This window comes from Paractinoplanes aksuensis (assembly GCF_024137025.1).
GTDB lineage: Bacteria > Actinomycetota > Actinomycetes > Mycobacteriales > Micromonosporaceae > Actinoplanes > Actinoplanes aksuensis.
Map to the genome: position 1 here is coordinate 45,823 of NZ_JAMYJR010000058.1, position 25,446 is coordinate 71,268.

The 25,446-nt window shown below is 71.3% G+C and carries 26 protein-coding genes, 1 pseudogene and 1 riboswitch; of the genes and pseudogenes, 11 read left to right on the top strand and 16 right to left on the bottom strand.

Going from position 1 to position 25,446, the window contains the following annotated elements:
* A complete protein-coding gene (locus M1L60_RS43370) occupies positions 1 to 831 on the top strand; it encodes an SWIM zinc finger family protein (protein WP_253243452.1) in 831 nt (276 codons plus the stop codon).
* A gap of 12 nt (positions 832 to 843) precedes the next feature.
* Here the strand turns inward: M1L60_RS43370 and M1L60_RS43375 are convergent, their stop codons facing one another.
* Positions 844 to 1,488, bottom strand: coding sequence for a winged helix-turn-helix transcriptional regulator (locus M1L60_RS43375; protein ID WP_253243453.1), 645 nt, complete (start codon positions 1,486 to 1,488; stop codon positions 844 to 846).
* Positions 1,489 to 1,560: 72 nt separating this feature from the next.
* Between M1L60_RS43375 and M1L60_RS43380 the strand changes: the two genes are divergently transcribed.
* Positions 1,561 to 2,364, top strand: a complete 804-nt coding sequence (locus tag M1L60_RS43380; RefSeq protein ID WP_253243454.1) for an alpha/beta fold hydrolase — start codon at positions 1,561 to 1,563, stop codon at positions 2,362 to 2,364.
* A gap of 222 nt (positions 2,365 to 2,586) precedes the next feature.
* Here M1L60_RS43380 and M1L60_RS43385 read toward each other — a convergent pair whose 3' ends face one another.
* From M1L60_RS43385 to M1L60_RS43395, 3 genes are all read right to left on the bottom strand, one after another.
* Positions 2,587 to 2,817, bottom strand: a complete 231-nt coding sequence (locus M1L60_RS43385; RefSeq protein ID WP_253243455.1) for a hypothetical protein — start codon at positions 2,815 to 2,817, stop codon at positions 2,587 to 2,589.
* The gene (locus M1L60_RS43390) at positions 2,811 to 3,416 is read right to left on the bottom strand and encodes a Type 1 glutamine amidotransferase-like domain-containing protein (protein WP_253243456.1); all 606 of its coding nucleotides are present in this window, start codon (positions 3,414 to 3,416) and stop codon (positions 2,811 to 2,813) included. The genes M1L60_RS43385 and M1L60_RS43390 overlap by 7 nt, the downstream gene beginning before the upstream one ends.
* Before the next feature lie 61 nt (positions 3,417 to 3,477).
* Positions 3,478 to 5,070 (bottom strand): beta-1,3-glucanase family protein, encoded by a 1,593-nt coding sequence (locus tag M1L60_RS43395; RefSeq protein WP_438862218.1) that lies wholly within the window; start codon positions 5,068 to 5,070, stop codon positions 3,478 to 3,480.
* Positions 5,071 to 5,213: 143 nt separating this feature from the next.
* Here M1L60_RS43395 and M1L60_RS43400 point away from each other — a divergent pair, with 143 nt between their 5' ends.
* Positions 5,214 to 6,164: an aldo/keto reductase gene (locus M1L60_RS43400; protein WP_253243457.1), complete on the top strand. Its 951-nt coding sequence runs from the start codon at positions 5,214 to 5,216 to the stop codon at positions 6,162 to 6,164.
* On the opposite strand, the gene M1L60_RS43405 is transcribed toward M1L60_RS43400, so the two are convergent.
* Positions 6,159 to 6,932, bottom strand: coding sequence for an SDR family NAD(P)-dependent oxidoreductase (locus M1L60_RS43405; RefSeq protein ID WP_253243458.1), 774 nt, complete (start codon positions 6,930 to 6,932; stop codon positions 6,159 to 6,161). The two genes, M1L60_RS43400 and M1L60_RS43405, sit on opposite strands and share 6 nt — an antisense overlap.
* 110 nt (positions 6,933 to 7,042) lie before the next feature.
* On the opposite strand from M1L60_RS43405, the gene M1L60_RS43410 reads away from it, so the two are divergent.
* Positions 7,043 to 7,933, top strand: a complete 891-nt coding sequence (locus tag M1L60_RS43410) for an AraC family transcriptional regulator (RefSeq protein WP_253243459.1) — start codon at positions 7,043 to 7,045, stop codon at positions 7,931 to 7,933.
* Here M1L60_RS43410 and M1L60_RS43415 read toward each other — a convergent pair.
* From M1L60_RS43415 to M1L60_RS43425, 3 genes are all read right to left on the bottom strand, one after another.
* Positions 7,922 to 8,737 (bottom strand): class I SAM-dependent methyltransferase, encoded by an 816-nt coding sequence (locus M1L60_RS43415; RefSeq protein WP_253243460.1) that lies wholly within the window; start codon positions 8,735 to 8,737, stop codon positions 7,922 to 7,924. The genes M1L60_RS43410 and M1L60_RS43415 overlap by 12 nt on opposite strands.
* A gap of 93 nt (positions 8,738 to 8,830) precedes the next feature.
* Positions 8,831 to 10,312, bottom strand: a complete 1,482-nt coding sequence (locus M1L60_RS43420; RefSeq protein WP_253243461.1) for an LPXTG cell wall anchor domain-containing protein — start codon at positions 10,310 to 10,312, stop codon at positions 8,831 to 8,833.
* Positions 10,313 to 10,378: 66 nt separating this feature from the next.
* Positions 10,379 to 11,230, bottom strand: a complete 852-nt coding sequence (locus M1L60_RS43425; RefSeq protein WP_253243462.1) for a menaquinone biosynthetic enzyme MqnA/MqnD family protein — start codon at positions 11,228 to 11,230, stop codon at positions 10,379 to 10,381.
* A 387-nt stretch (positions 11,231 to 11,617) separates the two neighbouring features.
* Between M1L60_RS43425 and M1L60_RS43430 the strand changes: the two genes are divergently transcribed.
* Genes M1L60_RS43430 through M1L60_RS43455 form a run of 6 tightly spaced genes read left to right on the top strand, consistent with a single transcriptional unit; the run spans position 11,618 to position 17,059 of the window.
* Entirely contained in the window at positions 11,618 to 13,612 is a 1,995-nt protein-coding gene (locus tag M1L60_RS43430) for a HelD family protein (RefSeq protein WP_253243463.1), read from the top strand.
* Positions 13,613 to 13,668: 56 nt separating this feature from the next.
* Entirely contained in the window at positions 13,669 to 14,301 is a 633-nt protein-coding gene (locus M1L60_RS43435) for a transporter (RefSeq protein ID WP_253243464.1), read from the top strand.
* On the top strand, positions 14,298 to 14,612 hold the full coding sequence (locus M1L60_RS43440; RefSeq protein WP_253243465.1) for a winged helix-turn-helix domain-containing protein: 315 nt from the start codon (positions 14,298 to 14,300) through the stop codon (positions 14,610 to 14,612). The genes M1L60_RS43435 and M1L60_RS43440 overlap by 4 nt, the downstream gene beginning before the upstream one ends.
* Before the next feature lie 9 nt (positions 14,613 to 14,621).
* Positions 14,622 to 15,500 carry an ABC transporter ATP-binding protein gene (locus M1L60_RS43445; RefSeq protein ID WP_253243466.1) on the top strand — a complete coding sequence of 293 codons (879 nt, stop codon included), beginning with the start codon at positions 14,622 to 14,624 and terminating at the stop codon, positions 15,498 to 15,500.
* A gap of 18 nt (positions 15,501 to 15,518) precedes the next feature.
* Positions 15,519 to 16,259 carry an ABC transporter permease gene (locus M1L60_RS43450; protein WP_253243467.1) on the top strand — a complete coding sequence of 247 codons (741 nt, stop codon included), beginning with the start codon at positions 15,519 to 15,521 and terminating at the stop codon, positions 16,257 to 16,259.
* Between the two features lie 50 nt (positions 16,260 to 16,309).
* Complete coding sequence (locus M1L60_RS43455; protein WP_253243468.1) at positions 16,310 to 17,059, top strand: VOC family protein; 750 nt, start codon at positions 16,310 to 16,312, stop codon at positions 17,057 to 17,059.
* 144 nt (positions 17,060 to 17,203) lie between these two features.
* Here the strand turns inward: M1L60_RS43455 and M1L60_RS43460 are convergent, their stop codons facing one another.
* From M1L60_RS43460 to M1L60_RS43485, 6 genes are all read right to left on the bottom strand, one after another.
* Positions 17,204 to 17,974, bottom strand: a complete 771-nt coding sequence (locus M1L60_RS43460) for an ABC transporter ATP-binding protein (RefSeq protein ID WP_253243469.1) — start codon at positions 17,972 to 17,974, stop codon at positions 17,204 to 17,206.
* Positions 17,971 to 18,960 carry a FecCD family ABC transporter permease gene (locus M1L60_RS43465; protein ID WP_253243481.1) on the bottom strand — a complete coding sequence of 330 codons (990 nt, stop codon included), beginning with the start codon at positions 18,958 to 18,960 and terminating at the stop codon, positions 17,971 to 17,973. Before M1L60_RS43465 ends, M1L60_RS43460 begins: the two co-directional genes overlap by 4 nt.
* Before the next feature lie 88 nt (positions 18,961 to 19,048).
* Positions 19,049 to 19,984: an ABC transporter substrate-binding protein gene (locus M1L60_RS43470; protein ID WP_253243470.1), complete on the bottom strand. Its 936-nt coding sequence runs from the start codon at positions 19,982 to 19,984 to the stop codon at positions 19,049 to 19,051.
* Positions 19,985 to 20,116: 132 nt separating this feature from the next.
* Positions 20,117 to 20,189, bottom strand: a riboswitch (cobalamin riboswitch).
* A 45-nt stretch (positions 20,190 to 20,234) separates the two neighbouring features.
* Positions 20,235 to 20,570 carry a DUF4229 domain-containing protein gene (locus M1L60_RS43475; protein WP_253243471.1) on the bottom strand — a complete coding sequence of 112 codons (336 nt, stop codon included), beginning with the start codon at positions 20,568 to 20,570 and terminating at the stop codon, positions 20,235 to 20,237.
* 12 nt (positions 20,571 to 20,582) lie between these two features.
* Positions 20,583 to 21,011 carry a hypothetical protein gene (locus M1L60_RS43480; protein WP_253243472.1) on the bottom strand — a complete coding sequence of 143 codons (429 nt, stop codon included), beginning with the start codon at positions 21,009 to 21,011 and terminating at the stop codon, positions 20,583 to 20,585.
* Positions 21,012 to 21,037: 26 nt separating this feature from the next.
* Entirely contained in the window at positions 21,038 to 21,679 is a 642-nt protein-coding gene (locus M1L60_RS43485; protein ID WP_253243473.1) for a hypothetical protein, read from the bottom strand.
* A gap of 287 nt (positions 21,680 to 21,966) precedes the next feature.
* Between M1L60_RS43485 and M1L60_RS43490 the strand changes: the two genes are divergently transcribed.
* Positions 21,967 to 23,736, top strand: coding sequence for an NlpC/P60 family protein (locus M1L60_RS43490; RefSeq protein ID WP_253243474.1), 1,770 nt, complete (start codon positions 21,967 to 21,969; stop codon positions 23,734 to 23,736).
* A gap of 283 nt (positions 23,737 to 24,019) precedes the next feature.
* Here the strand turns inward: M1L60_RS43490 and M1L60_RS43495 are convergent, their stop codons facing one another.
* Both M1L60_RS43495 and M1L60_RS43500 read right to left on the bottom strand, forming a co-directional pair.
* The gene (locus tag M1L60_RS43495; RefSeq protein ID WP_253243475.1) at positions 24,020 to 24,505 is read right to left on the bottom strand and encodes a hypothetical protein; all 486 of its coding nucleotides are present in this window, start codon (positions 24,503 to 24,505) and stop codon (positions 24,020 to 24,022) included.
* Positions 24,506 to 24,520: 15 nt separating this feature from the next.
* Positions 24,521 to 25,446 (bottom strand): annotated as a pseudogene (locus M1L60_RS43500) (hypothetical protein); the annotation flags it as partial.

The window sequence follows — 25,446 nt, forward strand, 5'->3', positions numbered from 1 at the left end:
ATGCCGATCGACCAAAATGGACGGTTTTTCGAGGGCGGCAAGGCGATCGCGGTCGAGGGTGGCATCGCCGTCCGGGCCAAGCGCGGCAAGATCGGCGAACAGTGGTGGTCGCGCCGCTTCGTCGAGGTGCTCGAGCAGATCTGCGACGGCGGCCGCCTGGCTCGCGGCCGGGCCTACGCGCGCAAGGGCCAGGTGATGGACTTCGCACTCTCGGCCGGGCGGGTCACCGGCCGCGTGCAGGGTTCACGGCCTCAGCCGTACGAGGTCACGATCTCGCTCGACGCTTTCGACGAAACACAGTGGACCGAATTGACCGAGGCGCTCGGCTCCCAAGCTCTTTATCGAGCGGCGCTGCTCGCGGGCGAGATGCCGCACGAGATCGTTGACCTGTTCGCGGCCCACGAGGCGCCGCTGTTTCCCGATCGCCTCGACCTCCACTGCAGCTGTCCAGATTGGAGCGTGCCCTGCAAGCACGGCTCCGCGGTGCTGTACGTGCTGGCCGAAGCCTTCGACGACGACCCGTTCCTGATCCTGGCCTGGCGCGGCCGCCCCCGCGACGTGCTGCTCGACGCCCTGCGCGGCACCGCCGAACCGGCCGCCCCGATCGACCCGCTGGCCGTCGAGGAGTCCCCTTTGGAGGATCGCCTGGCCGACTTCTACACGCCCGCGATCAGCCTGAGCCGCCTACGCGAACGCCCGGCCCGCGTCACCGCTCCACCCGAACTGCTGCTCCGGGCCCTCGACGCCCCGCCGGTCCGGGTCCGCCACATCCCCCTGGTCGACCTGCTGCGCCCGGCCTACCGCGACCTGGCCGCCCCACCCGACGCCTAGACGTCCGCGGCCTCAGGAGCGGTGGTCGTCGAACGCGGCCAGCAGTCGCCGCAGCAGCCGCAGGTCGCCCTCGGCGCTCACGGCTTCGCCTCGGACGGCATCGTCGAGTTCACGCCGGTCGAACACCAGGTCTTGCACGGTGCGCACGGTGGACGTCAGGGTGGCATCGGCGCGAGCTTCGCCCCGCACCGCCTCCAGCCCGTCCCGGCCGGCCGTGAGCAGAAACGCATCCCCGGGCAGTCGGAGCTGGACGGTGCCGCGGACAGATCCCATCGCGGCAGCGACGAAGGTGGTGCGCAGCGCCACGATCAGCGCGTCCGGACTGAGTTCCTCGGCCGAGTCGGGCCGCGGCGACAGCGGGCTGCCCCACCGGCCCAGCGCCAGCAGGACCGGTTCGAGGGTGCGGCCGCGATCGGTGAGCTCGTAGATCAGCCCGGCCGCCGGGGGCAGCGCGCGACGCCGGGCCAGGACCCCGGACTCCTCGAGCTCGCGCAACCGCTGGGTCAGCACGTTCTGGCTCATGCCGGGCAGGCCACGATGCAGATCGGCGAACCGCTTGGGGCCGAACAACAGCTCACGCACCACCAATAGCGCCCAACGTTCGCCGATGACGTCGAGCGCCCGGGCGATGCCGCACAGATCCCCGTAGCTCCGCATGCGCTGATCGTACCTTGCCTTTAGCACCTACTACTCCTAGTTTAGGAGTAACGGCGATCAAGGGAGCTCGAAATGCCGCATGTGAACTCGGCCGACGGCACGTCGATCGGCTACGACCGGCTCAGCGACGACGGGCCCGTGCTGGTACTCGTCGGGGGCGGTCTGGACGACGGCGCGGAGAACCGCCCGCTGGGCGAGCACCTGGCCCAGAGCTTCACGGTCGTGAACTACCGGCGGCGCGGCCGCGGCGACAGCGGCGACGGTCAGGTCTACGCCGTCGAGCGGGAGGTCGAGGATCTCGCCGCGGTGATCGAGGCCGCCGGCGGGCGGGCGCACCTGTTCGGGGCGTCGACCGGCGGGGCGCTCGCGTTGGAGGCGGCGGCCGCGGGGCTGCCGATCGACCGGATCGCCGTCCACGAGGTGCCGTACCAGGTGGACGCCACAATGGCCGCCGCTTGGCGGGCGTACCGGCTCGATCTCGGCCTGGCGCTCGACGCCGGCGACCGCGACCAGGCGCTGCGGCTGTTCATGCGGCTCGCCGGATCCTCCGACCAGGACCTCGCGGCCGCCGAGGCCGCGCCAGTGTGGCCCGCGCTGCGGGCACTGGCCCCGACCTTGCGCTACGACGCGGCCTGCCTCGGCGACGGTCCACCCCCGGCGGGCCGTCTCGCGACAGTGCGGCAGCCGGTGCTCCTGACCACCGGCATCTCGGTCGACGCGCAAATGGCCGGGCTGCCCGCCGACTTCTTCGGTGCGGCGGCCGACGCTGCGGCCGCCGCCCTGCCCGACGCGCGGCGCCAAACCCTCGAGGTCGAAGGCCACATCGCCGACCCGGCCGTGCTCGGCCCCATCCTCAGCGCGTTCTACGCCGGCTGACGCCTCGCCGACCGGCCACCTAGCCGTTGAAGGGCTGTGCACCCGTTTCGGGACTCCACCGGCCGGCCAGCGGCATCAGGTCGGTGATGGCCACGCTGCGTGGACCCTCGGCCGTGGGCAGGATGACCCGGATGCCGGGGTGGTAGTCGAGCAGGATCTGACGGTCGCGGCCGCACGGATCGATCGGCCCACGCCCGTAGTTGCCGACGGCAACGATCGTCGTCAGCTCTCGCGCCCCCGAGGCTCGCGCGTTTCCGAGCGCGACCAGTTCGGCGCATGGCCCGCCGGTGAAGTGAGGTTGATACCCCCGTGGATGCGCCGGTCGGCTCCCCGGACGGCGGCGCCCATGGTGTGCACGCCGTCCTCGCCGTCGGTGTTCTCGTCGACGACCGCCCGGGCGAACTCGATCAGCTCCAGGTTGTCCGCGGTCAGCTCGCGCGTCGGGATCAGCACGGGCCGAGCGTAAAGGTTTCGCCGGCGGCGTAGGGGGTGACGGCATCGGGCGTGATGACGTGGACGGGTGAGGGGCCGACGTTGCGGGCCCGGGTGCCGTCGACGACGACGCCGGCCGTTTCGGGGATCGCCAGCACCGAAGCGTCCTGGGCACCGATGACCTGGCCCGGGGTGTAGTGCGGAAGCACCAAGTGGCCGGACAACAGGTCGGCGCCGGTGGTGTCGGTCAGGCCGATGTCGTTGGGGTCGAGCAGGCCGGCGATCGAAATGTCGGCGCCCAGCAGGATGGCGCCGGCGCTTCCGCCGTACACATGGCCGCCGCGCTCGAGAAGAGCTGACACCCCGCCCAGCCGGTCCCGCACGGCGGACAGCAGGTCGAAGGTGTTGCCGCCCGGTATGACGAGCACGTCCGCCCCGGTCTCGACGAACTCGAAGTCGCCGCGGGGAGCCAGCGCCTGCCGGAACCAGGCGAGCGTTGCCGGCCACTGTGGACGCGGCATGGCGTCGGGCCAGACGGTGAGGCGGGCGCCGGGGACGAACACCTCGTCCCACAGGCGGGACTCGTCGTGTTCGCTGCCGCCACCGCCGAGGTAGATCACCAGGACAACGTAGTTCTCCGCCGCGGACCGGCCCCAACCGGTCCGCGGCGGAGACGCCGGATCAGCCCTTGCGCCACTTCTGGTTGCTGGCGCCGACGCAGTCCCACAGGTGCAGGCGGGCGCCGTCGTTCGGGTTCACCTCTTTGATGTCGACACACCGGTTGGCCTGGGGGTTGACCAGGTCACCGGCGCCGCTCAGCACGAACTGCTGGGCCGCCGTGCCGTTGCAGGTGTAGAGCTGGATCGCCGTGCCGTTGGCGGTGCCCGCGGCCTGCACGTCCATGCACTTGCCGCCGGCCTGCAGCGTGCCACCGGTGAAGGTCCACTTCTGGGCGCCGCTGTTGTTGCAGGTCCACATCTGCAGCGGGGCGCTGTCGACGAAGTTCGAGCTCGGCACGTCGATGCACTTGTTGTTGAGCGAGCTGATCACCGGTACGCCGGTCGGCTGCGGGTTGGTCGGGCCGCCCCCGCCGGTGAACGCGGTCAGGTGGATGCCGGCCCGACGCGGGTCACCGTCGTGCACGAGCGACTCGAACGCGCCGACGTCGTCGAACGCGAAGGCGTAGGCCTTGCCGTCCTGCATGTTGGCGTGGATCGCCTTGCCGTACACGTTGGTCGGGTTGCTCTTGTAGAAGTCGGCCGCGTTGAGGCTGGGCTGGGTGTCGATGGTGCCGAGCGTGCCGCGGTTGAGAGCGGCGCACAGCGTACGGGAAATCGGTCCGACAACCTGGTCGTTGGGGGCCGGCAGATCACCGTCGCAGCCCCACACCGAGGACGACGAGGGCCGGTTGAACTGGGCCACCTGCGCGCCGGCCGAGTTGGTGAAGCGCATGACGTTGCCCGAGGTGCGGCCGAAGTACTTCAGGTTGGGCTGGTCGCCGAAGGGCACCACGGTCAGCGTCTTGCTCGTGTACGCGTTCCAGGCCGACGCGATGTACGAGTCCAGGTAGGTGGTGCTGAAGAGCCCGGCGCCCGCGGCCTTGCCCGGCGCGAGCACCCGCAGCACCGTTCCGTCGGACCGCGTACGCACGGTGTTGGCCCACCCCGAAGTGCCGCGCAACGTGTTGATGATGTTGTCCCGGCCGTTCGCGACCAGGTCACCCGTGCGCTTGGTGGCGCCCGAGGCCCCGGTCACCGAGACCGCGTGCGGCACGGCGAACATGTCGACCTGCGAGCTGTTGAGCCACAGCCCGGCGTCGTTGTAGGTGAACTCGCTCCAGTCGAACAGGATGTTCGCGTTGGCGTCCCCGCCGGCCCACGGCGCGGGCTGCACCAGGCCGTCCGGGGTGAGGAAGAACTTGAGCTTCTCGCCGAGCGAGAAGTAGACCCGGCCCGAGAAGCCGCGCGGGAAGTTGATCGTGGTGCTGCCGCCGTTGCCGGCGCCGGGGATGGAGACGTCGGGCGCGGGCGCCGGGGGCAGCGCCCCGCCGGTCCACGGCGAGAAGGTGCCGCCCTGGTTGACGTAGCCGAGGCGGCCGGACGACAGCTGGACGCCGATGACGTAGATGTGCACCGCCTCGCCGCGACCGGAGTTGTTGGAGACGGTGACGGGCAGCAGGTTCGGTCCGATGGCCTGGGCCGCAGGCGGGGATATCGCGGCCACGACCGGAACGGTCATGGCCAGCGCGGCCAAGGCTCGCAAAAGGGTACGCACGGTGACACCTTCCGCAGAGGCGGGATGGGGGAGAGCGCTCTCAGGAAAGAGTCCTTTTTGTTTCGGGACTGTGTCAATAGATGCCGACCGATGTCGTGGCGTCCCGGGCAAACGTCGGCACCTTCGGGCATAGGGTTTTGTTCATGAGTGAGATGAGCTACCGCCGGCTGGGCCCCTCGGGTCTGGTCGTCTCCGTCGTCGGCATCGGCTGCAACAACTTCGGCCGCAAACTCGACGCCGACGGCACCCGCGAGGTCGTCGACGCCGCCCTCGACGCCGGGATCACCCTGTTCGACACGGCCGACGTCTACGGCACCCCGCACGGCGCCTCCGAGGAATGCCTGGGTGCGGCGCTCAAGGGCCGGCGCGACGAGGTCGTGGTGGCGACCAAGTTCGGGCTCGACATGGAGGGGCTCAACGGCAACGACTTCGGGGCCCGCGGTTCCCGGCGCTACATCGTGCGCGCGGTCGAGGCCTCGCTGCGCCGGCTCGAGACCGACTACATCGACCTCTACCAGCTGCACACCCCCGACGAGCAAACCCCGATCGAGGAGACGCTGGCCGCCCTCGACGACCTGGTCCGTTCGGGCAAGGTGCGCTACCTGGGCCACTCCAACTTCGCGGGCTGGCAGATCGCCGACGCCGACTGGACGGCCCGGGCCGGCAACCTGACCCCGTTCATCAGCGCGCAGAACCAGTACAGCCTGCTCCACCGCGAGGTCGAGACCGAGGTGGTGCCGGCCTGCGAGCAGTTCGGGCTGGGCCTGCTGCCGTTCTTCCCGCTCGACTCGGGCCTGCTCAGCGGCAAGTACAGCCGCGACCAGAAGCCGGCCGCGGGCACCCGGCTGTCGCTCCCCCGCTACCAGCGCTGGATCGACGGCGCCGACTGGGACACCATCGAGGCGCTGAAGAACTTCGCCGCCGACCGGGGTCACAGCCTGCTCGAGCTGGCCATCGCCGGGCTCGCCGCGCGCCCGGCCGTGACCAGCGTGATCGCCGGCGCCACGACCGCCGAACAGGTGCACGCCAACGCCGCGGCCGCCGCGTGGGAGCTCTCACCGGCCGACGTGGCCGCCCTGGACGCCCTGCTATAGGTCGAAACCGCCGGAGACCTCGACGTTCTGCGCGGTGATCCACCGGCTCTCGTTCGAGAGCAGGCTCGCGATCGCCGCGCCGACGTCATCGGGCTCACCGAGGCGGCCCAGCGCCGTCTTCTCGGCCAGCATCGGAATGACCTCGGGGTACGCCTCGAAGCCGACCACGCCGTCGGCGTCGGCCAGCCGGGTGCGGGTCGGCCCGGGCGAGACCGCGTTGACCCGGATGCGCCGCGGCGCGAGTTCCTTGGCCAAGAACCGGGTCAGCGTGTTGAGCCCGCCCTTCATGGTCCCGTAGGCCGAGTAGCCGACGTCGACATGACCGGTGGGCAGCGCCGACGAGCTGCTGACGTTGACGATCGCGCCGCCGTCGGCGAGCAGGGGCAGCAACCTCTGGGTCAGGAAGTACGGACCCTTGAGCAGCACCCGCAGGAAGCGGTCGAACAGCTCCTCGGTGGTGTCGGCGAACATGGCGCTGCCGCCGAAGCCGGCGTTGTTGACCAGGTAGTCGAACGTGTCGCGCTGCCAGGTCTCGCGCAGCGTGACGACGACCTGATCCCGGAACGCCGCGAAACCCTCGGTGCGGCCGATGTCGAGACGCAGCGCGACGGCCGTGCCGCCCTCCTTCTCGACCAGCGCGACCGTCTGCTGCACGCCGGCCGGATTCCCGTTGTAGGTGACGATGACGCCGGTTCCCCGCCGCGCCAGCTCGACCGCCGTCGCCTGGCCGATACCGGAACTGCCCCCGAGCACGATCGCGACTCGCATGATTCAACCCCTCGTTTCGTACGGTGAAATTTGCTCCTCTCCATGGCACCAGCTCACCGACCCGGTCAGTAGAACGAGCCTCGCCGATCCTTGCCTATTACTCTCAAAGGGTGTCGCTCGAGGATTTGCGTACGCTGCTGGACCGCCACGCCCGGTCCGGCGTCACCACGGCCATCGACGGCGTCCTGATCGGCCGGGCCACCCGGGCCTTCGAGTCGTCGGCCTCGATGTCGGGCACCGTGCTTGCCCTCATCGCCCAGGGCGCCAAGACGCTTGCCCTCGGCGACCGTGTCTACGAATACCGAGCCGGCCAATACCTTGTGGCCTCGGTCGACCTGCCCGTGAGCGGCCATTACACCGAGGCCCCGGCGCTCGGCTTCGGCCTGGTGCTCGACCCGTCCGAGATCGCCGACGTGCTGGTGGGGGCGCCGGCCGGCACGCTCCCGCCGACCACCGGCCCGACCTCGGCCATCGCGGTCAGTGACGCCCCCGACGAGCTGGTCGACGCTGCGGTGCGCATGCTGCGGTTACTCGAGACCCCGCGCGACATCCCGGTGGTGGCGCCGCTGATCCGCCGCGAGATCCTGTGGCGGCTGGTCACGGGGGAACAGGGCGCCGCCGTACGCCAATTGGGTCTGACCGGTAGCAGCGTCACCCAGGTCGCGCAGGCGGTGCGCTGGATCCGCGACCACTATCGCGAGTCGTTCCGCATCGACGACCTGGCCCGGCGCTCCGGCCTGAGCGTCTCGGCCTTCCACCGCCACTTCCAGGCGGTCACCGCGATGAGCCCGATCCAGTTCCAGAAACGGATCCGGCTGCAGGAGGCGCGGTTGATGCTGGCCGCCCGGCCCGACGACGTCACCGGGGTCAGCCACCGGGTCGGCTACGACAGCCCGTCGCAGTTCAGCCGCGAATACCGCCGTCAGTTCGGCGAACCCCCGAGCCGCGACGCCGCCCGCCTACGTTCCGCATCGGCCGCCCCGGCGTTGTCAGTGCTTTGACCCGGCCGCCAGCAGGGCCGAGGCGGGCAGTGCGAGCAAGCCGTCGTCGCCGCGGTAAGGGGCCGTGACCTCGTCGAACGCGGCCCGCACCTCGTCCACGACGGACGGTGGCTGGTGGTCGAGGATCAGGCCGGCGGTGGCCAGGCCGGCCGCGGGACCGGCCCACCAGTCCTCCGGATCGATGCGCAGCGTCCACGACAGGGTGGTGCAGGTCACTTCGGTCAGTCCGGCCTCGTCGAGCAGGGCCGAGACCCCTTCCGGCGTACGCGGGAAGTCGTTGCCCGGGTCGAGGCGGGGCAGACCAGCCGGTCGTTCCGCGCCCGCGGCGTCGAAGATGTCACTCCACAGCCGCTGGGCCGTCGGCGGCGGAGACGGCCAGACGGTGACCGCGACCCGTCCGCCGGGGCGGGTCACCCGGGCCAGCTCGGCCACGGCCGACGCCGGGTTGCCGACGTGGTTGATCACGAAGTTGGCCACCGCGGCGTCGAAGATACGGGCCGGGAACGGCAGCACCGGCAGCGTGGCCAGGACGGTCGCCCCTTCGGGGAGACGGGTCGCGGCGATGTCGAGCATGGAGGGTTCGGCGTCCACGGCCAGCACCGAGGCGCCCTGCGAGGCCGCGAGGGCGGCCACCGTGCCGGTGCCGGTGCCCGCGTCGAGCAGGCGGTGCCCCTTGTCGACCCCGGCCGCCTCGAGCAGGGCGGCCGCCGGATGGGCGCAGAGACGGGCGAAGCTGCGGTCGTAGGCGGCGGCACGGCCGGCCCAGCGAGCGCGCTCATGCCCGTCGAACTCGGGACTCTTCATGATCCGTCGGATCCTAGTAAGGACCGGCAACCCCATGGGGGCACACACAGATCAGGACCGCCCGGGCATCCGGACGGTCCTGATGAAGGTGGATCAGAGGGTGGTGACGATCCGGCGACGGCGGAAGACGTACGCCGCCACGCCCCCCGCGAGCAGCAGCAGCGCGCCACCCAGCGCGACCAGCCCGGTCGGCGTGCCGGTGACCGGCAGCCCGCCGCCCTCGCCGCCGTCGCCGGTCAGCGCGACGGTGATCGCGGCCTTGTCGTTCTTGGCGTTGCCGTCCTGCACCCCGCCGTCGACGACGACCGAGCCCGCCTCGGACTTGTCGCCGGTCAGCGTGCCGGTGAAGGTGAACTTGCTGGTCTCACCGACGCGCAGGCCGAGCAGGGGGATGCAGACGTAGTCCTGACCGTTCACCGTGCCGGGCTTCGGGAAGTCGTCGCCCTCGCCACCGGCCGGCATGCAGTTCTCGTCGACCTCGGTCAGCTTGACCCCGGCCGGGATCGAGACCCGCGCGCTCGGGAACCAGTCGAAGTCCTGGCTGATCGGGATGACCGTGGTCGGGCCGAGGTTGCGCACACCGACCTCGAAGGTCTTGCGATCGCCGCCGGCCCCGGAGATGGTGGCGCCGACCGCGGCACTGTCCGCCGCCGACTTGCCGACCGCCACGCCGAACTCGGCGACGTTGTCCTCTTCGTTGATGTCCTCCGGCGCATCGCCGTCCTCGATGCCGGTGGCCTTGCTGACCGCGTCGAGCGAGAGCACCTTGCCGGCCTTGCGCTTGGCCAGCAGCGCGGCGTCGGCGTCGTTCACCCCGACGGCCAGGACGGCCCCGACGTACGTGTACGGGCCGCCCGCGTCCTTGTCGAGGCCGACCTTGATGGGGCTGTCCGCCGGCACCTGGAAGGTCGAGCCCGGCGTGAACTCCTCGTCGAACTTGCAGAGGACGCCCGGCAGCGCGAGATCCTCCTCGACCTCCTCGAGGGAGAGGCAATTGCGGTAGTCGCCGTACGCCGTCAGCCCCTCCTCGCCCAGCACCAGCAGACCCACCGAGTCGACCGGCTCGCTGCCGGTGTTCCGTACGGTGATCGGCAGGGCGGCGGACTGGCCGCGCTCGAGCTTCAGGTCGTCGATCGGCTCGAGCTCGAGGTCGACACCGCCCTCGGAGCGCACGACGGAGACCTCAGTCGTGTAGGCACCGATCGTGACGTCGAACCCGGAGACGAGCTTGTCGCTGGTCACCGCCACAGTGATCGAGAGGGTCTTCTTACCGTTGGCCTTGAGCTCGTCGATCTGACACGAGGTGGCATCGCAGCCCGCGGGCAGCGTCAGCTTCACCGCCGGGTCGACGTTCGTGAAGCTCACGACGACGTCCTTGACCGCCTCCGGCCCGATGTTGAGGACGTCGGCCCGGACGGTCTTGGTCTTGCCGTCGATCACGGCGATCTGCTCGGGGATCAGCACGCCGACGAACTGTTCCTCGTCGTCGACGGGCGCAGCCTGCGCCGGGGCGGCCAGGCCGCCTAGAGCCAGAGCGGCGATGGCCGCCGGCAGAGCGATCGGGCGCAGGCGCATGTGATCCCCGTTTTCCTATGAACCAGCTGAGAGGTTCGCGGAACGTAGCGTCTGCGCGCCCGAAGATCAAACTTCGGCGAAAAGCGGGCCTTCAGCGGGCAACGGGGGCACCTCACCGCGAGCCGCCGCACGCCGGGCGAACTCCCGGATTCCGGCGATCTGCCGCTCGCCGAGCGAGAAGTCGAGGGCCCGGAAGTAGTTGGCCAGCGTCGCCGCGTCGAACGGCTCCCACCGGGCGGCGGCGGTGGCGACCTCGTCGAGCTCGGTCAGGCTGAGGTCGCGGGAGCGCTGGAACGCCTCGTGCACGTCCTTGACCACGCCCGGGTGGGCGGCCGCGAAGTCCTTACGGACGGCCCAGACCGCGAAGACCATCGGCAGGCCGGTCCACTCTTTCCACGCCTCGCCCAGGTCGGTGACGTGCAGGCCGTTGCGCGGAGCCTCGTACAGGGCGCGCAGGGCCGGGTCGCCGATCAGCACGCCGGCGTCGGCCTCGATCAGCATCTGGGTGAGCTCGGGCGGGCAGCGGAAGTATTCCGGCTCGGCGCCGTACCGCTCGGCCAGCAACATCTGGGCCAGCAGCACACCCGTCCGCGAGGTCGAGCCGAGCGCGACCGGCCGGCCGTCCAGCTCGGCCAGCGGCCGGGTCGAGATCAGGTTGACGCTGAGCACCGGCCCGTCGCTGCCGACCGCGAGGTTGGGCAGGAGCAGCAGCTCGTCGGCATGCCGCAGGTATTCGACGAGCGTGATCGGGCCGATGTCGAGATCCCCGGCCACGAGGTCGGCGCTGAGCCTATCGGGCGTGTCCTTGCGCAGGTCGACATCGAGCAGGGCGCCGGACCGCATGAGGCCCCAGTAGATCGGGAGGCAGTTGAGGAACTGGATGTGCCCGACCCGGGGCCGACCGGCGCTGTCGCTCATGCCCCGACGCTATCCCGGGCCGACCGGGAACCGCTCATGACCGGATCCGAAGGTGGCTCACGTCGCACCACGAACCGGCCCACCACGGCCGCGACCAGGCCGAATGTTGTTCAGGTATTCAACGATCGCGATCCGGGCCGGATGAGCCAGCGCCCGCAGAACCTGCGGATCCGAGATCCGCCCCCACCCCGACCACCCTCATCCGCCATGCCCTCATCTCCAACGGCGGTAATTCGGTGGAACGGGCAGCGCACGGGGCGTAACGTGGACGGCCGCTTGACGGCCGTGGTGAGAAAGCACCGCAGCGGACGTCCCCCGCGCCGAGGGACCGCCGATCGCCCCTTCGGATACGCGAGCAGCCAGGAACCACCTGCCTGAGGATGCACCGTGCCCGCCTTCGACCTGGACACCGAACTCACCGCCGAACGCCGCCACCTCAGCGAGTCGCGCGCCGCGCTGGCCCGCATGCGGGGCCGGGCCGAGGCTCTCTACTCCACCGGCGACCGGGTCGCCGGGGACGCCTACACCGCCGAGCAGCTCGGCCGGCACATGGCCCGCCGGGTCAAGGAGCTGGCCGACGACCCGACCACCCCGCTCTTCTTCGGTCGGCTCGACATCGAGGACGCGGCCTACCACGTGGGGCGCCGGCACGTCACCGACGATGCGGGCGAGCCGATGGTGCTCGACTGGCGCGCTCCGCTCTCCCGGTCGTTCTACCGAGCCAGCGTCCGGGATCCGCAGGGTGTCGCCACCCGCCGCCGGTTCGGGTTCGTCAAGGGCGAGCTGACCAGCTTCGAGGACGAGCACCTCGACCGCGGCGAAGAGCTGGGCACCAGCAGCCGGATCCTGACCGCCGAGATCGAGCGCCCCCGCGTCGGGCCGATGCGCGACATCGTGGCCACCATCCAGCCCGAGCAGGACGAACTGGTGCGGGCCGAGATCACCGACTCGATCTGCGTCCAGGGCGCCCCGGGCACCGGTAAGACGGCCGTCGGTCTGCACCGGGCCGCTTACCTGCTGTATCTGCACCGGGAACGGCTGCGGCGCTCGGGCGTGCTCATCGTCGGGCCCAACACGGCCTTCCTGTCGTACATCTCGGCCGTCCTGCCCGCGCTCGGCGAGGTCGAGGTGCAACAGGCCACGGTTGAGGAACTCGTCGGGCGGGCGCCGGTGCGGGCCACCGACAGCCCGGCCGCGGCGCTGGTCAAGCACGACGTACGGATGGCCGAGGTGCTGCGCGCGGCCCTGTGGCGCAAGCTGGCCAAGCCGACCGAGCCGATCATGGTGTCGGACGGCTCGTACCGGTGGCGCATCGACGCCGAGCCGCTGCGCCGGATCGTCGACGAGGCGCGGCGCGACGGGTTGCCGTACGCGGTGGGCCGGGAACGGGTGCGGGCGCGGGTCGTCGGCCTGTTGCAGCGCCAGTCGGAGTACCGCACCGGCAACTCGCCGACCGACGCCTGGCTGCGCAAGATGAGCAAGGTCGCGCCGGTGACCGGGTTCCTGGACGCGGCCTGGCCCGCGGTCACGCCCGAGGCGCTGGTGGCCGAGGTGCTGACCGATCCGCCCGCGGGAGTGCTCGACGACGTGGAGCGCGACGCCATCCGCTGGGCCAAGCCACCGCGTACGGTCAAGGCGGCCAAGTTCACGTCGGCCGACCTGCTGCTGGTCGACGAGGCGGCCGGCCTGCTCGAACGCGAGCCCAGCTTCGGTCACGTGGTGGTCGACGAGGCCCAGGATCTCTCCCCCATGCAGGCCCGCGCGATCGCCCGGCGCAGCGAGCACGGCTCGATCACCGTGCTCGGCGATCTGGCCCAGGGCACGGCGCCGTGGGCCGCCGCCGAGTGGCGCGAGACGCTGGGCCACCTGGGCAAGCCGGAGGCGGCCGTGGTGCCGCTGACCATCGGTTTCCGCGTCCCGGCCTCGGTGCTGACCCTGGCCAACCGCCTGCTGCCGGCGCTCGGCGTCGACGTGCCCGAGGCGGTGTCGCTGCGCCGCGACGGCGAACTGGTCGTGGTGCCGGTGGCCGAACCGTCCGATCTGGACGCCATGACGCTGGCCGAGGTGACCGCGGCCCTGGCCCACGAGGGTTCGGTCGCCCTGATCGCGGCCGACGACGCGGTGGAGCGGCTGCGCGGCCATCTCGCGGCGGCGGGCATCGACAACGCGACCGCCGACGACGTCGAGTCCGAGGCCCGGGTCACGGTGGTGCCGGCCACGGTGGTCAAGGGCCTCGAGTACGACCATGTCGTCGTCCACGAGCCGGCCGACATCGTCGACGCCGAGCCCAAGGGCCTGAACCGGCTCTACGTGGTGCTGACCCGAGCCGTCTCGCGGCTCTCTGTCGTACACGCGAAACCCCTGCCCGGTCCGCTGGCCTGACCCCTGTCAACTTTATGGCACAAAGCTCTTTGACTTTGTGCAGTAAAGTTCTTTGCATGACCCCGATCGATGACGACGCCCCGCCGCTCGACCCGGCCGAGTCGCTGGCCCTGATCGAGCGCGAGCGGGCCAACGTCGGCCGCGACCTCTCGCCCGATCCGCGCCTGATGTTCTGGCCGTGGGGCATCGCCTGGCTCGTCAGCTTCACACTGTTCTTCCTGCGCTTCGGCCCCGACGGCCGGGTCTTCGTCGACCTGCCGGCCTGGCTCCCACTGGCCACCCTGGCCTTCCTCATGATCTCGGCCGGCATCACCACCGGCGTCGCGGGCAGCCGGGTCAGCCGCCGCGTCATGGGCCCCAGCAACCGCCAGGGCGCCATGTACGGCATCAGCTGGTCGGTCGCCTACACCGCCTTCTCCGTCCTCTTCTCGCAGTTCAGCGACGTTCTGCCGGAGGAGCAGGCGGGTCTGCTGTGGGCCGGCGGCATGGTCGCGCTGACCGGCGCGCTCTACATGGCCGGCGCCGCCGTCTGGAACGACCGCCAGATGTTCGTCCTCGGGGCCTGGGTCAGCGTGATCAACATCGTGGGCATCCTGCTCGGCTCCGGCTGGCACTCGCTGATCGTGGCGGTCGCCGGGGGCGGCGGCATGATCGCGGCCGGCCTGATCGGCTGGCTGCGCCTGCGATGACCGACCAGACCGATCCGCTGTCGACCGAGCTCGACCCGGTGATCCACGCCCAGGCCCGGCTGCGCGTCGTCTCGGCCCTCTCAGTTCTGCGCGAGGACGACCGCATCACGTTCCCCCAGCTGCAGGACTCGTTGAAGATGACCGCCGGCAACCTCTCCGTCCACCTGCGCAAACTCGAGGACGCGGGCTACGTCGAGGTCACCAAGACCCATCAGGGCCGCACCCCGGCCACCCTGGTCCGGCTCACCCGCCGCGGCCGGCTCGCCTTCGACGACTACACCGCGGCGCTACGGGCGCTGCTCAACCCCTGAGGAGTTGCCGTGTTCCTGGCCCGCGCCCTCGAAGTCACCCGCCGCTACGGCGACAAGCTAGCGCTCGACCAGGTCTCGTTCGACGTCGCGGCCGGCGAGCTGGTCGGCCTGCTGGGCCCGAACGGCGCTGGCAAGAGCACCCTGGTCAACCTGCTGACCGGCATTCGGCGGCCCACTTCGGGCCGGGTCGAGTTGTTCGGCGGCGACCCGCGGGTGCCGGCCCACCGGCGCGAGCTCGGCGTCACTCCACAAGAGACCGGGCTGCCCGCCTCGCTCCGCGTCGGCGAGGTCGTCGACTTCGTCTCCGCCCACTACGACAACCCCCTGCCCCGGGCCGAGCTGCTCGACCGGTTCGGGCTCACCGATTTGGTACGACGGCAGACCGGCGGCCTGTCCGGCGGTGAGAAGCGGCGCGTGGCGGTGGCGCTGGCGTTCGTCGGCCGGCCCCGCATGGTCTTCCTCGACGAGCCCACCACCGGTCTCGACGTGCAGGCCCGCCGGCTGCTGTGGGACGGCATCCGCGCCTTCTCGGCCGAGGGCGGCACGGTCGTGCTGACCAGCCACTACCTGGAAGAGATCGAAGCGTTGGCCCGGCGGGTGGTGGTGATCGGGGGTGGCCGGGTGCTCGCCGACGACACGGTCGGCGCCGTACGCGGCCTGGTCGCCGTCCGCCGGGTCAGCCTCACCGTCCGCGAGCCGCTGCCCGAGCTCGCCGGCGTCTCCGACATCGAGCGGGACGGCGACCGCCTGCACCTGCTGACCGGGGACGCGGACCAGTTGGTGCGCGACCTGGTCGCGTACGGAACCGCCTTCGAAGATCTGGAGGTGCGCCCGACCTCGCTGGAGGAGGCGTTCCTCGCACTGACCCGCGAATCCGCAGCAGCCTGATCCAGCAGGGAGAACAAGATGGCATCCCTCGCGCTCACCCATGCCCGTTTTCAGCTCCTCGAGACCGCCCGCATCCCGATCGCCCTGTTCGGCAGCGCGTTCTTCCCGGCCGCGGCGATGCTCGCGTTCGTCGTCCCGTTCGTCGGCAGCAACGCCGAATACGCCACCACCGCGACCGCCTCGATGATCACTTTTTCGGTGATGTCGACCAATCTGTTCCAATATGGAGTCGGCGTCTCCGAGGATCGGGCCCAGCCCTGGGATCCCTATGTGCGCACCCTGCCCGCCGGCGCCGCACCCCGATTCGCCGGACGCATTCTGGCCGGATTGTGCCTGATGTTCGTTTCGCTGATCCCGGTCATTCTCATCGCGGCGTTTCTGACCGAGGCCACCATCACCGCGACCGCTTTCCTCATCACGGCGGCCACCGTCGTCGGCATCGCCATCCCGTTCATTCTCATGGGCCTCGCGATCGGCTATTCCATGCCGCAGAAGGCAGCCATCGTCGTCGCCCAGCTGCTGTTCTTCCCGCTCGCGTTCCTGGGCGGGCTCATGACCGGACCGGGAATGGCGCCGGGCATCGTCGAGGACATCGCGCCCTATCTGCCCACCGGCGGCGCGGCCCGGCTCATGTGGGCCGCCGTCAGCGACTTTCCCTACGATTTCGGATCTATCGCCGCATTGGCCGGCTGGACCATTGCCCTGGGTTGGGTGGCCGTATGGGCCTATCGACGCGATGAGGGTCGGCGATTCAGCTAGAACAATGACACTTAAGCCTGTCCAAAGGTGCGCGATGCGACGATGCGGCCATGACCCCATCGACGCCCGGAGCACCCAGCTGGGTCGATCTCGGCACCGCCGACCTCGCCGACGCGGAACTGTTCTACACCTCGCTGTTCGGCTGGTCGTCCGAAGTCTCCGGCGACTACGTCACGTTCACCCTGAACGGCCTGCCGGTGGCCGGCGCCGGTCCGCTCTACGGCGCCGGCCAGCCGACCGCCTGGAGCACCTACATCGGCACGAACGACGCCGACGGGGTCACGGCCCGGGTCGCCGCCAACGGGGGCAAGGTGCTGGTGCCGCCGTTCGACGTGCAGGACCAGGGCCGGATGGCGGCCTTCCTCGACCCCGGCGGCGCGCCGTTCAGCGTGTGGGAACCGGGCACGATGCGCGGCGCCGAACTGTTCGACGTGCCCGGGGCGCTCACCTGGAACGAGCTGAACACCCGCGACCTGGACGGATCGATGGCGTTCTACCACGCGGTGTTCGGCTGGCAGTTCCGCAACAGCGCGATGTCCGGTGTGCCGTACGTGGTGGCCAAGGTGCGCGAGACCCCGGTCTGCGGCATCCAGCCCATGCTGCACGAGTTCTGGCCCGACGACGTCAGTCCCCACTGGATGGTCTATTTCTCGGTCCACGACGTCGACGACTCGGCCAACCACGCCCTGGCCCTGGGCGGCACGGTCGTCCAGCCCCCGACCACCCTGCCGATCGGCCGCTACGCCGTGCTCGCCGACGCCCAGGGCGGCCTGTTCTCCATCCTCGCCGGCGCCCGCTGACCCAGCCGAGACCCCACCAAGATCACACCCACCACAGAGCCCACCCTCCCAAGGGGGCTCCCCCGTCGACATTATGACCGAATTGGGCGAGATCAAGTTGGTGGCCTGTGGACAGCGCCGAACTGTGGACAACGCTTACATGCCCTAGCTGCGCACCGGCACAACCAGCGGGCCGTGGTCGCCCTCGATCACCCGAACCCGTACGCGATAGTGCTTGGCCAAATTGTCTTCGGTGAGCACCTCGCGGGCCGTGCCAGCTGCCGCCACAGCGCCCTCAGCCAGCAGCACCATGCGATCGGCGTACTCCCCAGCGGTTGTCAAGTCGTGCATCGTCATCAGCACCGTCAGCGAGCGCTCGCCCCGCAACCGGTCGATCAGCTCGAGCACTTCCTGTTGATGCCCGATGTCCAAAGCGCTCGTCGGCTCATCAAGCAGCAGAATCCCCGCGCCCTGGGCCAGCGCCCGAGCCAGGAAGACCCGCTGCCGCTCCCCGCCCGACAAAGTCTCGAGCCGCCGTCCCGCGAACCGAGCGACATCCAGCGACCCCAGCACTTCCTCGACTGCGGCCAGGTCGGCGGCGGACTCGCGGCCGAGCGGGGCGATATAGGGCGTACGCCCGAGGAGCGCGTAGTCGAACACGAGCATCCCCGGCGGCACCGTGGGCGACTGGCTCACCGTGGCAATCGTCCGGGCCCGCTCGCGACGGTGCAGCCGGTCGACGGGAGTGCCGTCGAGCTCGACCGTGCCGGTGAAGGGCAGCAGGCCGCCGATCGCGCGCAACGCCGTCGACTTGCCCGCGCCGTTGGGCCCGATCACCGTGACCCACTCGCCCCGCGCCACGTCCAGGTCGACGCCGTCGACGATCACGGTCCCGTCCAGGCGTACGCGGAGATCCCGCACTCGGACGGCGGTCACGACGCCCCCCGGCTGCGGCGCAGCACCACGATGAAGAACGGCGCCCCGAAGAACGCCGTGACCACGCCGATCGGGATCTCGGCCTGCCCGCCGGCCGTGCGGGCCAGCAGGTCGGCCAGGGCCAGGAACGCGCCGCCGAACAGCACCGACAGCGGCAGGATCGACCGGTAACTGGGCCCGGCCAGTAGCCGCATGGTGTGCGGGACGATGATGCCGACGAAGCCGATCAGCCCCGAGACCGACACCGCCGCCGCCGTGCCCAGCGAGGCGGCCACGATCAGCAGGTAGCGGCTGCGCTGCGGGTGCAGGCCGAGCCCGGTCGCCTCCTCGTCGCCGACCGTCAGCACGTCGAGCTCGCGGCGCTGGGCCAGCACGATGACGGCGGTGATCACGGCGTACGGCAGCACGATGAGCACGTCGTGCCAGCCCGCGGTGGCGAGCCGCCCGAGCAGCCACGAGTACACCTCGCGCAGCGTGTCGACGTGCTGCTGCATGAGATAGGTCTGCCCGGCGGCCAGGAACGACGAGACCGCCACCCCGGCCAGGATCAGCGTCGCCGGCGAGCGGTCGCGGCCCCCGGCCGCGCCCAGCAGCCAGGTCAGCGCGACCGCCAGCAACGCACCGGCGAAGGCCGCCACCGGCACGCCGACCGGCAGATTCGCCGTGGCGTCGCCGGCCGTCCCGGCCCGCAGCGAGATCACCGCGGTCACCCCGAGTCCGGCCCCGGCCGCGACCCCGAGCAGGTGCGGGTCGGCCAGCGGGTTGCGAAACACACCCTGGTACGCGGCCCCGGCCAGTGCGAGCAGGCCGCCCACCAGCAGTCCGAGCACCACGCGGGGCAGCCGCAGCTCGGTCAGGATGGCCACTTCGCGAGCCGTCAGGCCGCTGTGCAGATCGACGCCGGGCACCAGGTTGAGCAGCTCGACGGCGACCCCGCCCGGCGGCAGCGCGACCGACCCGAAGGCCAGCCCGGCGATCAGCGCCATCAGCACCGCGACCACACCACCGGCCAGCCAGCCGGCCCGCAGGCCGGCCGGTCTCACACCGACCCGGCCCGGCACGCTCCGGCGCCGATCACGCCGGGACCTTGGCCACCGCGTCGGCCACCGCCCGCACCAGGTCGACCGTGCGCGGCCCCCAGCGCGAGGCGATGTCGTCGTCCAGCGGATAGATCTGCTGGTTCTTCACGGCCGTGATCGTGCTCCAGCCCTTGCGCGCGGCGACGGTCGTCGCCGACTGCCGGCAGCACTTGGTGTCGGCCAGGAAGATCGTGTCCGGATCGGACTTGACCAGCGCCTCGGCCGACAGCTGCGGGTAGCCGCCCTTGGCGCCGTCCGGGTCGGCGGTGTCGGCCACGTTGGTCAGGCCGAAGAGCGAGAAGATCGAGCCCACGAACGTCTTCGAGGTGACGGAGTAGAACGTCGGGTCGAGCTCGTAGTAGTAACTGAGCGGCGTGGCGCGGGCCGGCACGTCTTTGACGATCTTCTCGATGTCGGCCTTCATCCGCGCGTTCAGCGCCTCGGCCTCGGCCTGGTGCCCGGTCAGCGTCCCCAGTTCCCCGATCTCCCGGTACGTGCCATCGAGGTCAGCGGCGGCGGCCACGAGCAGCACCGGGATCTTGAGACGGTCCAGCTGCGCGACGATCTTGTCGATGTCGTTCGAGAGCACGACCAGGTCGGGGTCCTTGGCCGCGATCGCCTCCGCGTTGGGCTTGAAACCCGACAGATCGGTCTTGGGCGCCTCGGCCGGGTAGTTCGACTGGTCGTCGACGGCGGTCACCTGCGGCCCGGCCCCGATCGCGAACAGCATCTCGGTCGCCGTCGCGCTCAGCGAGACGATCTTCTCGGGGCGCTGGTCGAGCGTGAGGTCGCCGACGGTCACCGGATACGACGCGGCGCCGGCACTCGACGGCGAGCCGCCCTGCGGGGTCGCGTCGTCGTCGTTGCCACCACAGGCGCCGGCCAGCAGCAGCGTGGTCGCCGCGAGCACGGCGGTAAGAGCGCGTTTCATGAGGTCCTCCGGTCGGCCGGGTGCGTGGCCGACGGGCGTCGGCCGGGTGCTTCGCCGACAGGGCCTCGGGGGTGGTCTGTCCGCGAGGCGCCCCTCCCCGGGAGCGCTACTTCGCGACCGGCGTCCAGGCGACCTGGCTCGACCCCTGGGGTCACACAGTTCCTGGGGTCACACAGTTGCGGGACAGCGCCGGATTCGCACCGGCTTCGCTGAACGCGGTCCCTCCGACGCTATCCCACCCAGAGCGTGATCAACGGGGCGGTTCGGCGGACTTCTCCGCGGCCCGGTCGGCCGCGGTGGTGTTGCCGGCCTCGGCGGCCCGGTCGCCCTCGGCGGCGGCCGCTTCGTCGCCGGCCAGGGCGGCTCGCAGCCGCTCCTTCTCGGCCGAGCGGCGGCCCGCGACGTTGACGAGCTGCTCGTTCATCTGGTTGCGCCACTTGGCGAGCAGGAAGAACGACGCAATGGCGGACACCACGATGGCGATCATCCCGGTCACCAGGATGTTGAGCGGGAGGGGCGAGAGCAGCGCGAGAACCACCACGAACAGGCCGATCCGGCCGAGCGTGTATTTGATGGCGGGGCTCATGTCTCCCTCTCGTCAGCCGATGCGGTGGCTGAGCCACCGCAGGCCGTAGAACCAGATCAGGCAATAGACCAAAGTGAAGCCGGCCGCACCGACCAGGCCGCTGACCAGCGTCGGGAACCAGGCGGCGGCGAACCCGGCCAGCGTCATGCCGACGGCCACCGCGAAGCCGATGCCGAGCAGTGCCACCACCACACGCGAGGCGCCGAAGCCCTCGGCCCGGAACTCTTCGACGAACAGCCACACCGGCAGGATGATCGCGAGCCAGCCGCTGGTCTGGCCGAACTCGGAGATCCGGGTCAGCGACAGGATCGCCTCGAGGATCAGCAGCAGCACGGCCCCGGTCACCAGCCCGGCCAGCGCGGTGCCGACGAGGTCGCCAATGGTCGCCAGGCGTCCACTGGGGTCGCGGCGAGGGCGGCGGGTGCTCTTCGTGTCGGTCATTTCACCTTGCAGGGTACGCGCCCGGCTCAGGCCCAGACCTGCTGCGGCTCGCTGCGCCGCTCGGCCAGTGACGGCGCCGGCTCGTGCTCGCGCACCACCGCGTGGGCGGCGTCCCGCTCGACCGGCCGGAAGCCCGCGTCCCAGATGAGGGTGAGCAACTCGTCGCGGTCGGCGGCCCCCTCGGACCCGTCGCCGGGACCCTCGAGGTCGTCGGCGCCGAAGTTGAGTGTGAGCTGCGCGACAGGCAGGCCGTGGGCGGCCCAGGACGAGGTCACGTGGCGCACGTTGTCGAGCAGGAGGCGGGAGACGGCGAACGTCTTCAGCGTCTCGGTCGGCGCCGCCGCCTTGGCCTCGCCCTCGGGCTGGTGGCGCACCGGGACGAAGGCCCGGATCTCGCCGGTGCGGTCTTGCTCGTCGCGCAGGCTCAGCACCTGGTCGACCCGGTCGGCCGGGGTCTCGTGACCGCCGTAGATCATCGACGCCGCCTCGGACGGCGGGCCGGTGTGGAAGGTGACGCGGTCGCCGTTCAGCTCGGTGCGCCGGTGGTGGGCCAGCCGGCCCAACCAGGCCAGGTCGTCGCAGGCGTACAGCGCCTCGCCGTCGGCCCGATCCAGCCGCTCACCGGCATAGACCTTGGCCTCGAGCTCGGCCTTCAGTCCGGCATCCATCTCGTGCGCCCCTCTCGACAACTGCCGTCGAGAGTACGGCGGCCCTCCGACGTCTCTTCAGGCCCCGGTGTCCGCTCGGCTCCCCCACGCTGCCGTTCGTCGGATTCCCAGCCTTCTTTCACCTGGGATCAATCGACAGGCATGTGAGCTTTGATGTAAGTCTTTAGGGGGACGGCACGCGGCGCGGAGCGCCGCGACGGGACGGGGAGCACATGGCGACAGCACGAGTTGGTGTCCGGCGATCACGCAGCGCGCGCCCGTGGTGGCGCCCCGTTGCGTTCACCGCCGTGGCCGCCACCATCGCCGCCCTGTTCCAGCCCGTGCCCGCCTTCGCCGACCCGGCCACCGCCCCGCAAGACTCGTTCAACCTGGCCGTGCCCGACGTCGGCTCCCGTCCGATGGCGCTCGGCACCCTGGTCCTCCCCGGCCAGAAGGCGCCCACCGCCACCACGATCACCTCGCTGCCCGGCGCCGCCACCAACCCGGCCCTGCAGCAGATCGAAAAGGGGCGCACCGAGATCGCGACCCTGGGCGACAAGCTGATCCAGGCCGAGCAGGATCGTGATCTGGCCAAGACCCAGGCCGAGGCCGCGGGCCTGAAATACCAGGCCGCTTCGGCCAACCTCCAGCAGGCGCAGGCGGCCGCGGCCGACGCGGCGGCCCAGGCCGTGATCGACGCCGCCGGCCTGCCGCCCGGCGGCACCGGCGGTGTCAACAGCCTCGACGACCTGGCCCGTCTCCAGCGCGGTCAGGGCACCGCCCAGGCCATCGCCCGCCAGATCGAGCTGGCCCAGGTCACGGCCCAGCTCGCCCTCGACGAGCAGGCGCTCAGCACCGAACGGCAGACCGAGTTCGCCACCGCCTACAAGACCCTGCAGACCCAGCTGACCCGCAAGCAGGCCGCGCAGCAGACCCTCGAGCTGGCCAACGCCGACGCGCTGGCCGCGGCCGAGGCGAGCCAGGCCGGCGTCGACAGCGCGCTCGGCACGGGCTACCTGGCCGGTCCCGAGGCCGGTCGCGGCGCCGACGCCCGGGCCATGGGGGCCCTCCAGTTCGCCCTGGCCCAGCGGGGCGACCCGTACGTGTGGTCCGAGGAAGGCCCCGACGAGTACGACTGCTCCGGTCTCATGTGGGCCGCCTACCGGTCCGTCGGCTTCCAGCTCAACCGCGTCTCCCGCGACCAGTACTGGCAGACCCGTAACAAGGTCGTCTCGCGCTACTCGCTGCTCCCCGGCGACCTGCTCTTCTTCAGCCACACCAACAGCTGGCGGGGCATCCACCACGTCGCGATGTACGCCGGCGACGGCATGATGGTCGAGGCCCCGCGCACCGGCCTCAACGTGCGGCTGACCCCGGTCCGCTGGTCGCGGCTGTTCCAGGCCACCCGCGTGTTCGGCTCGATCGAGGGGATCGTGCCCGGTCCCGAGCTCGGCAACCCGGATCCTGACCCGCCGACGACGCCGGACAACCCGAACCCGACGACCCCGCCCGGCACCACCAAGCCGCCCACCACCACGAAGCCGCCGGGAACGACCAACCCGCCGGGCACCAGCAACCCGCCGGGCACCACCACGCCGCCGGGAACGACTCCGCCCGTCACCACCACCCCGCCCGTCACCACGACGCCGCCCGTGACGACCCCGCCGGTCACCACGCCGCCCGTGACGACGCCGCCGGTCACCACGCCGCCCGCGACGACGCCGCCCGCGACCACACCGCCCGCCACGACGCCGCCGGCGACCAACCCCGACCCCGACCCGCCCACCAACGACCCGCCGGCGAACACGCCGCCGACGGGTGGCGACTCGGAGAGCCCGTCGGGCGGCAACAGCGCAACCGCGACCCAGTCCAACTCGGCCTCGACCCCGACCAAGACGACCAGCTCGGCCTCGACGCCGACCAAGACGTCCAACTCGGCGTCGACCCCGACCAAGACATCGAACTCGGCCTCGACGCCGACCAAGACGTCCAGCTCGGCCGACGCCACGAAGTCGTCCTCGGCCGGCGCCACGAAGTCGTCCTCGGGTTCGGCCTCGGCGTCCTCTTCTGGGAAGTGAAACCGGGTCCGGCCCGGGTGTCCGCTTCGGTCTCGGCGGCCGGGCGGGTGTCCGCCACGAGGTGCACGAATTTTGCCTTTCCGGTGCTCAACGCCCAACCGGGGGCATGGTCCGGTTGATGCCGGGTGTGCTGACGCGCGCGGATATGGCACGGTTATGGGCAGCACCCGACGACCGAATCCGTCGGTACGCGGCAGTCGGGAGGTTCCATGGACGAGCGGCAGGCGAAACCGGACAGCGACGGCGCGAAGCCGCCCGCTGCGGGGACGCCGGTGGTCGGCGATCAGGACGGGTACGCCCCGCCACCGCCGCCCGCGCCCGGTGCTCTGTGGGCCGCCACCAAGCCCGGTGACAGCGGCGGCAGCAGCTCGGTGCGGGCCTCCGCCCAGGTCTCGGCCGCCCCCGCCTCCGACTCGTCCACCCCGAGCGACTCGCCCACCCCAAGCGGCTCGACCGGCCCAAGCGGCTCGACCACTACGAGCGGCTCGACCACTACGAGCGGCTCGACCACTACGAGCGGCTCATCCAGTTCGAGTGGCTCGTCCACCTCAAGCGGCTCGACCAGTCCGAGCGGCTCGTCCAAGACTGCCGGTCCAGACGGTTCCGGCGACGACGGCTCGTCGGCTGCTTCCGAGTTCTTCCCGCAGCGGGTCGACGGGGCCAGCCGCCGCCTGCCGACCACGCTCGGCTCCGGCGCCGCCCGCGCCAGCGTCCCCGGTTCGGTGAACCCCGAGTCGGCCGACGCGGCCCGCGCCGCCGGCTGGAGCACGGGCGAGGCCAAGATCTACGGCAGCAGCGGCGTGTCCGGCGCCAAGGTCGTGACCCCGACCGTCTCCGCCTCGGCCCCGGTCTCCGCCGCCCCGTCCGCCCCCATCGTGGCGTCCGCCCCGCCGGCCCCCAGTTCGGCCCCGCCCGCCTCGAACTCCACGCCGCCCGCTTCCGGCTCCGCGTCGGCTCCCGCCGCGTCCGTTTCCGCGCCACCCGCCACCAGCTCGGCATCGCGCGCTTCCGGCTCCGCCTCGGTTTCCGCGCCACCCGCCACCAGCTCGGCGTCACGCGCTTCCGGCTCCGCCTCGGTTTCCGCGCCACCCGCCACGAGCTCGGCGTCGCCCGCTTCCGGCTCCGCGTCGGCTCGGGCAGCCTCCGTTTCGTCGCCACCCGCATCCGGTTCGGCATCGCCCGCGCCTGGCGCGGCGTCGCCTGCCTCTGACTCGGCGTCCTCCGCCAAGGGTTCGACGCCGTACAGCTCCGGCTCGGTGTCATCCGCCCTTGACTCGGCGTCGCCTGCCTCAAGCTCAGCATCGTCTGCGCCTGACTCGGCGTCTTCTACCAAGGGTTCGACGTCGTACAGCTCGGGCTCGGCATCGTCAGCCAAGGGTTCGACGTCGTACAGCTCTGGCTCGGTGTCATCCGCCTCTGACTCGGCGTCGCCTGCCTCAAACTCGGCATATTCTGCGCCTGACTCGGCGTCTTCGGGCAAGGGTTCGACGTCGTACAGCTCGGAGTCGTCCGGGTCTGGCTCGGCTCCGTCCGGCTCGGAGTCGGGGCCGGGGCAGGAGAGCCGCTCGGTGGTCGCCCGGGCCCGGGTCACGCCGCCGCAGGCGACCGAGCCTGAGCCGGCCGAGCCCGAGCCCGCCCGGCCGGAGCCCAGCCGGCCCGAGCCGGAGCCCGAGCGCCCGGCCCCCGTGCCGTCGCCGCCGCCGTCGCGCC

Bases quoted from the DNA above. Each gene is read 5' to 3' on its own strand.
- M1L60_RS43470 (WP_253243470.1), bottom strand. From the start codon at position 19,984: ATGAAACGCGCTCTTACCGCCGTGCTCGCGGCGACCACGCTGCTGCTG.
- M1L60_RS43440 (WP_253243465.1), top strand. From the start codon at position 14,298: ATGACCGACCAGACCGATCCGCTGTCGACCGAGCTCGACCCGGTGATC.
- M1L60_RS43485 (WP_253243473.1), bottom strand. From the start codon at position 21,679: ATGGATGCCGGACTGAAGGCCGAGCTCGAGGCCAAGGTCTATGCCGGT.
- M1L60_RS43455 (WP_253243468.1), top strand. From the start codon at position 16,310: ATGACCCCATCGACGCCCGGAGCACCCAGCTGGGTCGATCTCGGCACC.
- M1L60_RS43425 (WP_253243462.1), bottom strand. From the start codon at position 11,230: ATGAGCGACAGCGCCGGTCGGCCCCGGGTCGGGCACATCCAGTTCCTC.
- M1L60_RS43370 (WP_253243452.1), top strand. From the start codon at position 1: ATGCCGATCGACCAAAATGGACGGTTTTTCGAGGGCGGCAAGGCGATC.
- M1L60_RS43420 (WP_253243461.1), bottom strand. From the start codon at position 10,312: ATGCGCCTGCGCCCGATCGCTCTGCCGGCGGCCATCGCCGCTCTGGCT.
- M1L60_RS43465 (WP_253243481.1), bottom strand. From the start codon at position 18,960: ATGGCGCTGATCGCCGGGCTGGCCTTCGGGTCGGTCGCGCTGCCGCCG.
- M1L60_RS43400 (WP_253243457.1), top strand. From the start codon at position 5,214: ATGAGTGAGATGAGCTACCGCCGGCTGGGCCCCTCGGGTCTGGTCGTC.
- M1L60_RS43450 (WP_253243467.1), top strand. From the start codon at position 15,519: ATGGCATCCCTCGCGCTCACCCATGCCCGTTTTCAGCTCCTCGAGACC.
- M1L60_RS43380 (WP_253243454.1), top strand. From the start codon at position 1,561: ATGCCGCATGTGAACTCGGCCGACGGCACGTCGATCGGCTACGACCGG.
- M1L60_RS43475 (WP_253243471.1), bottom strand. From the start codon at position 20,570: ATGAGCCCCGCCATCAAATACACGCTCGGCCGGATCGGCCTGTTCGTG.
- M1L60_RS43375 (WP_253243453.1), bottom strand. From the start codon at position 1,488: ATGCGGAGCTACGGGGATCTGTGCGGCATCGCCCGGGCGCTCGACGTC.
- M1L60_RS43405 (WP_253243458.1), bottom strand. From the start codon at position 6,932: ATGCGAGTCGCGATCGTGCTCGGGGGCAGTTCCGGTATCGGCCAGGCG.
- M1L60_RS43480 (WP_253243472.1), bottom strand. From the start codon at position 21,011: ATGACCGACACGAAGAGCACCCGCCGCCCTCGCCGCGACCCCAGTGGA.
- M1L60_RS43415 (WP_253243460.1), bottom strand. From the start codon at position 8,737: ATGAAGAGTCCCGAGTTCGACGGGCATGAGCGCGCTCGCTGGGCCGGC.
- M1L60_RS43435 (WP_253243464.1), top strand. From the start codon at position 13,669: ATGACCCCGATCGATGACGACGCCCCGCCGCTCGACCCGGCCGAGTCG.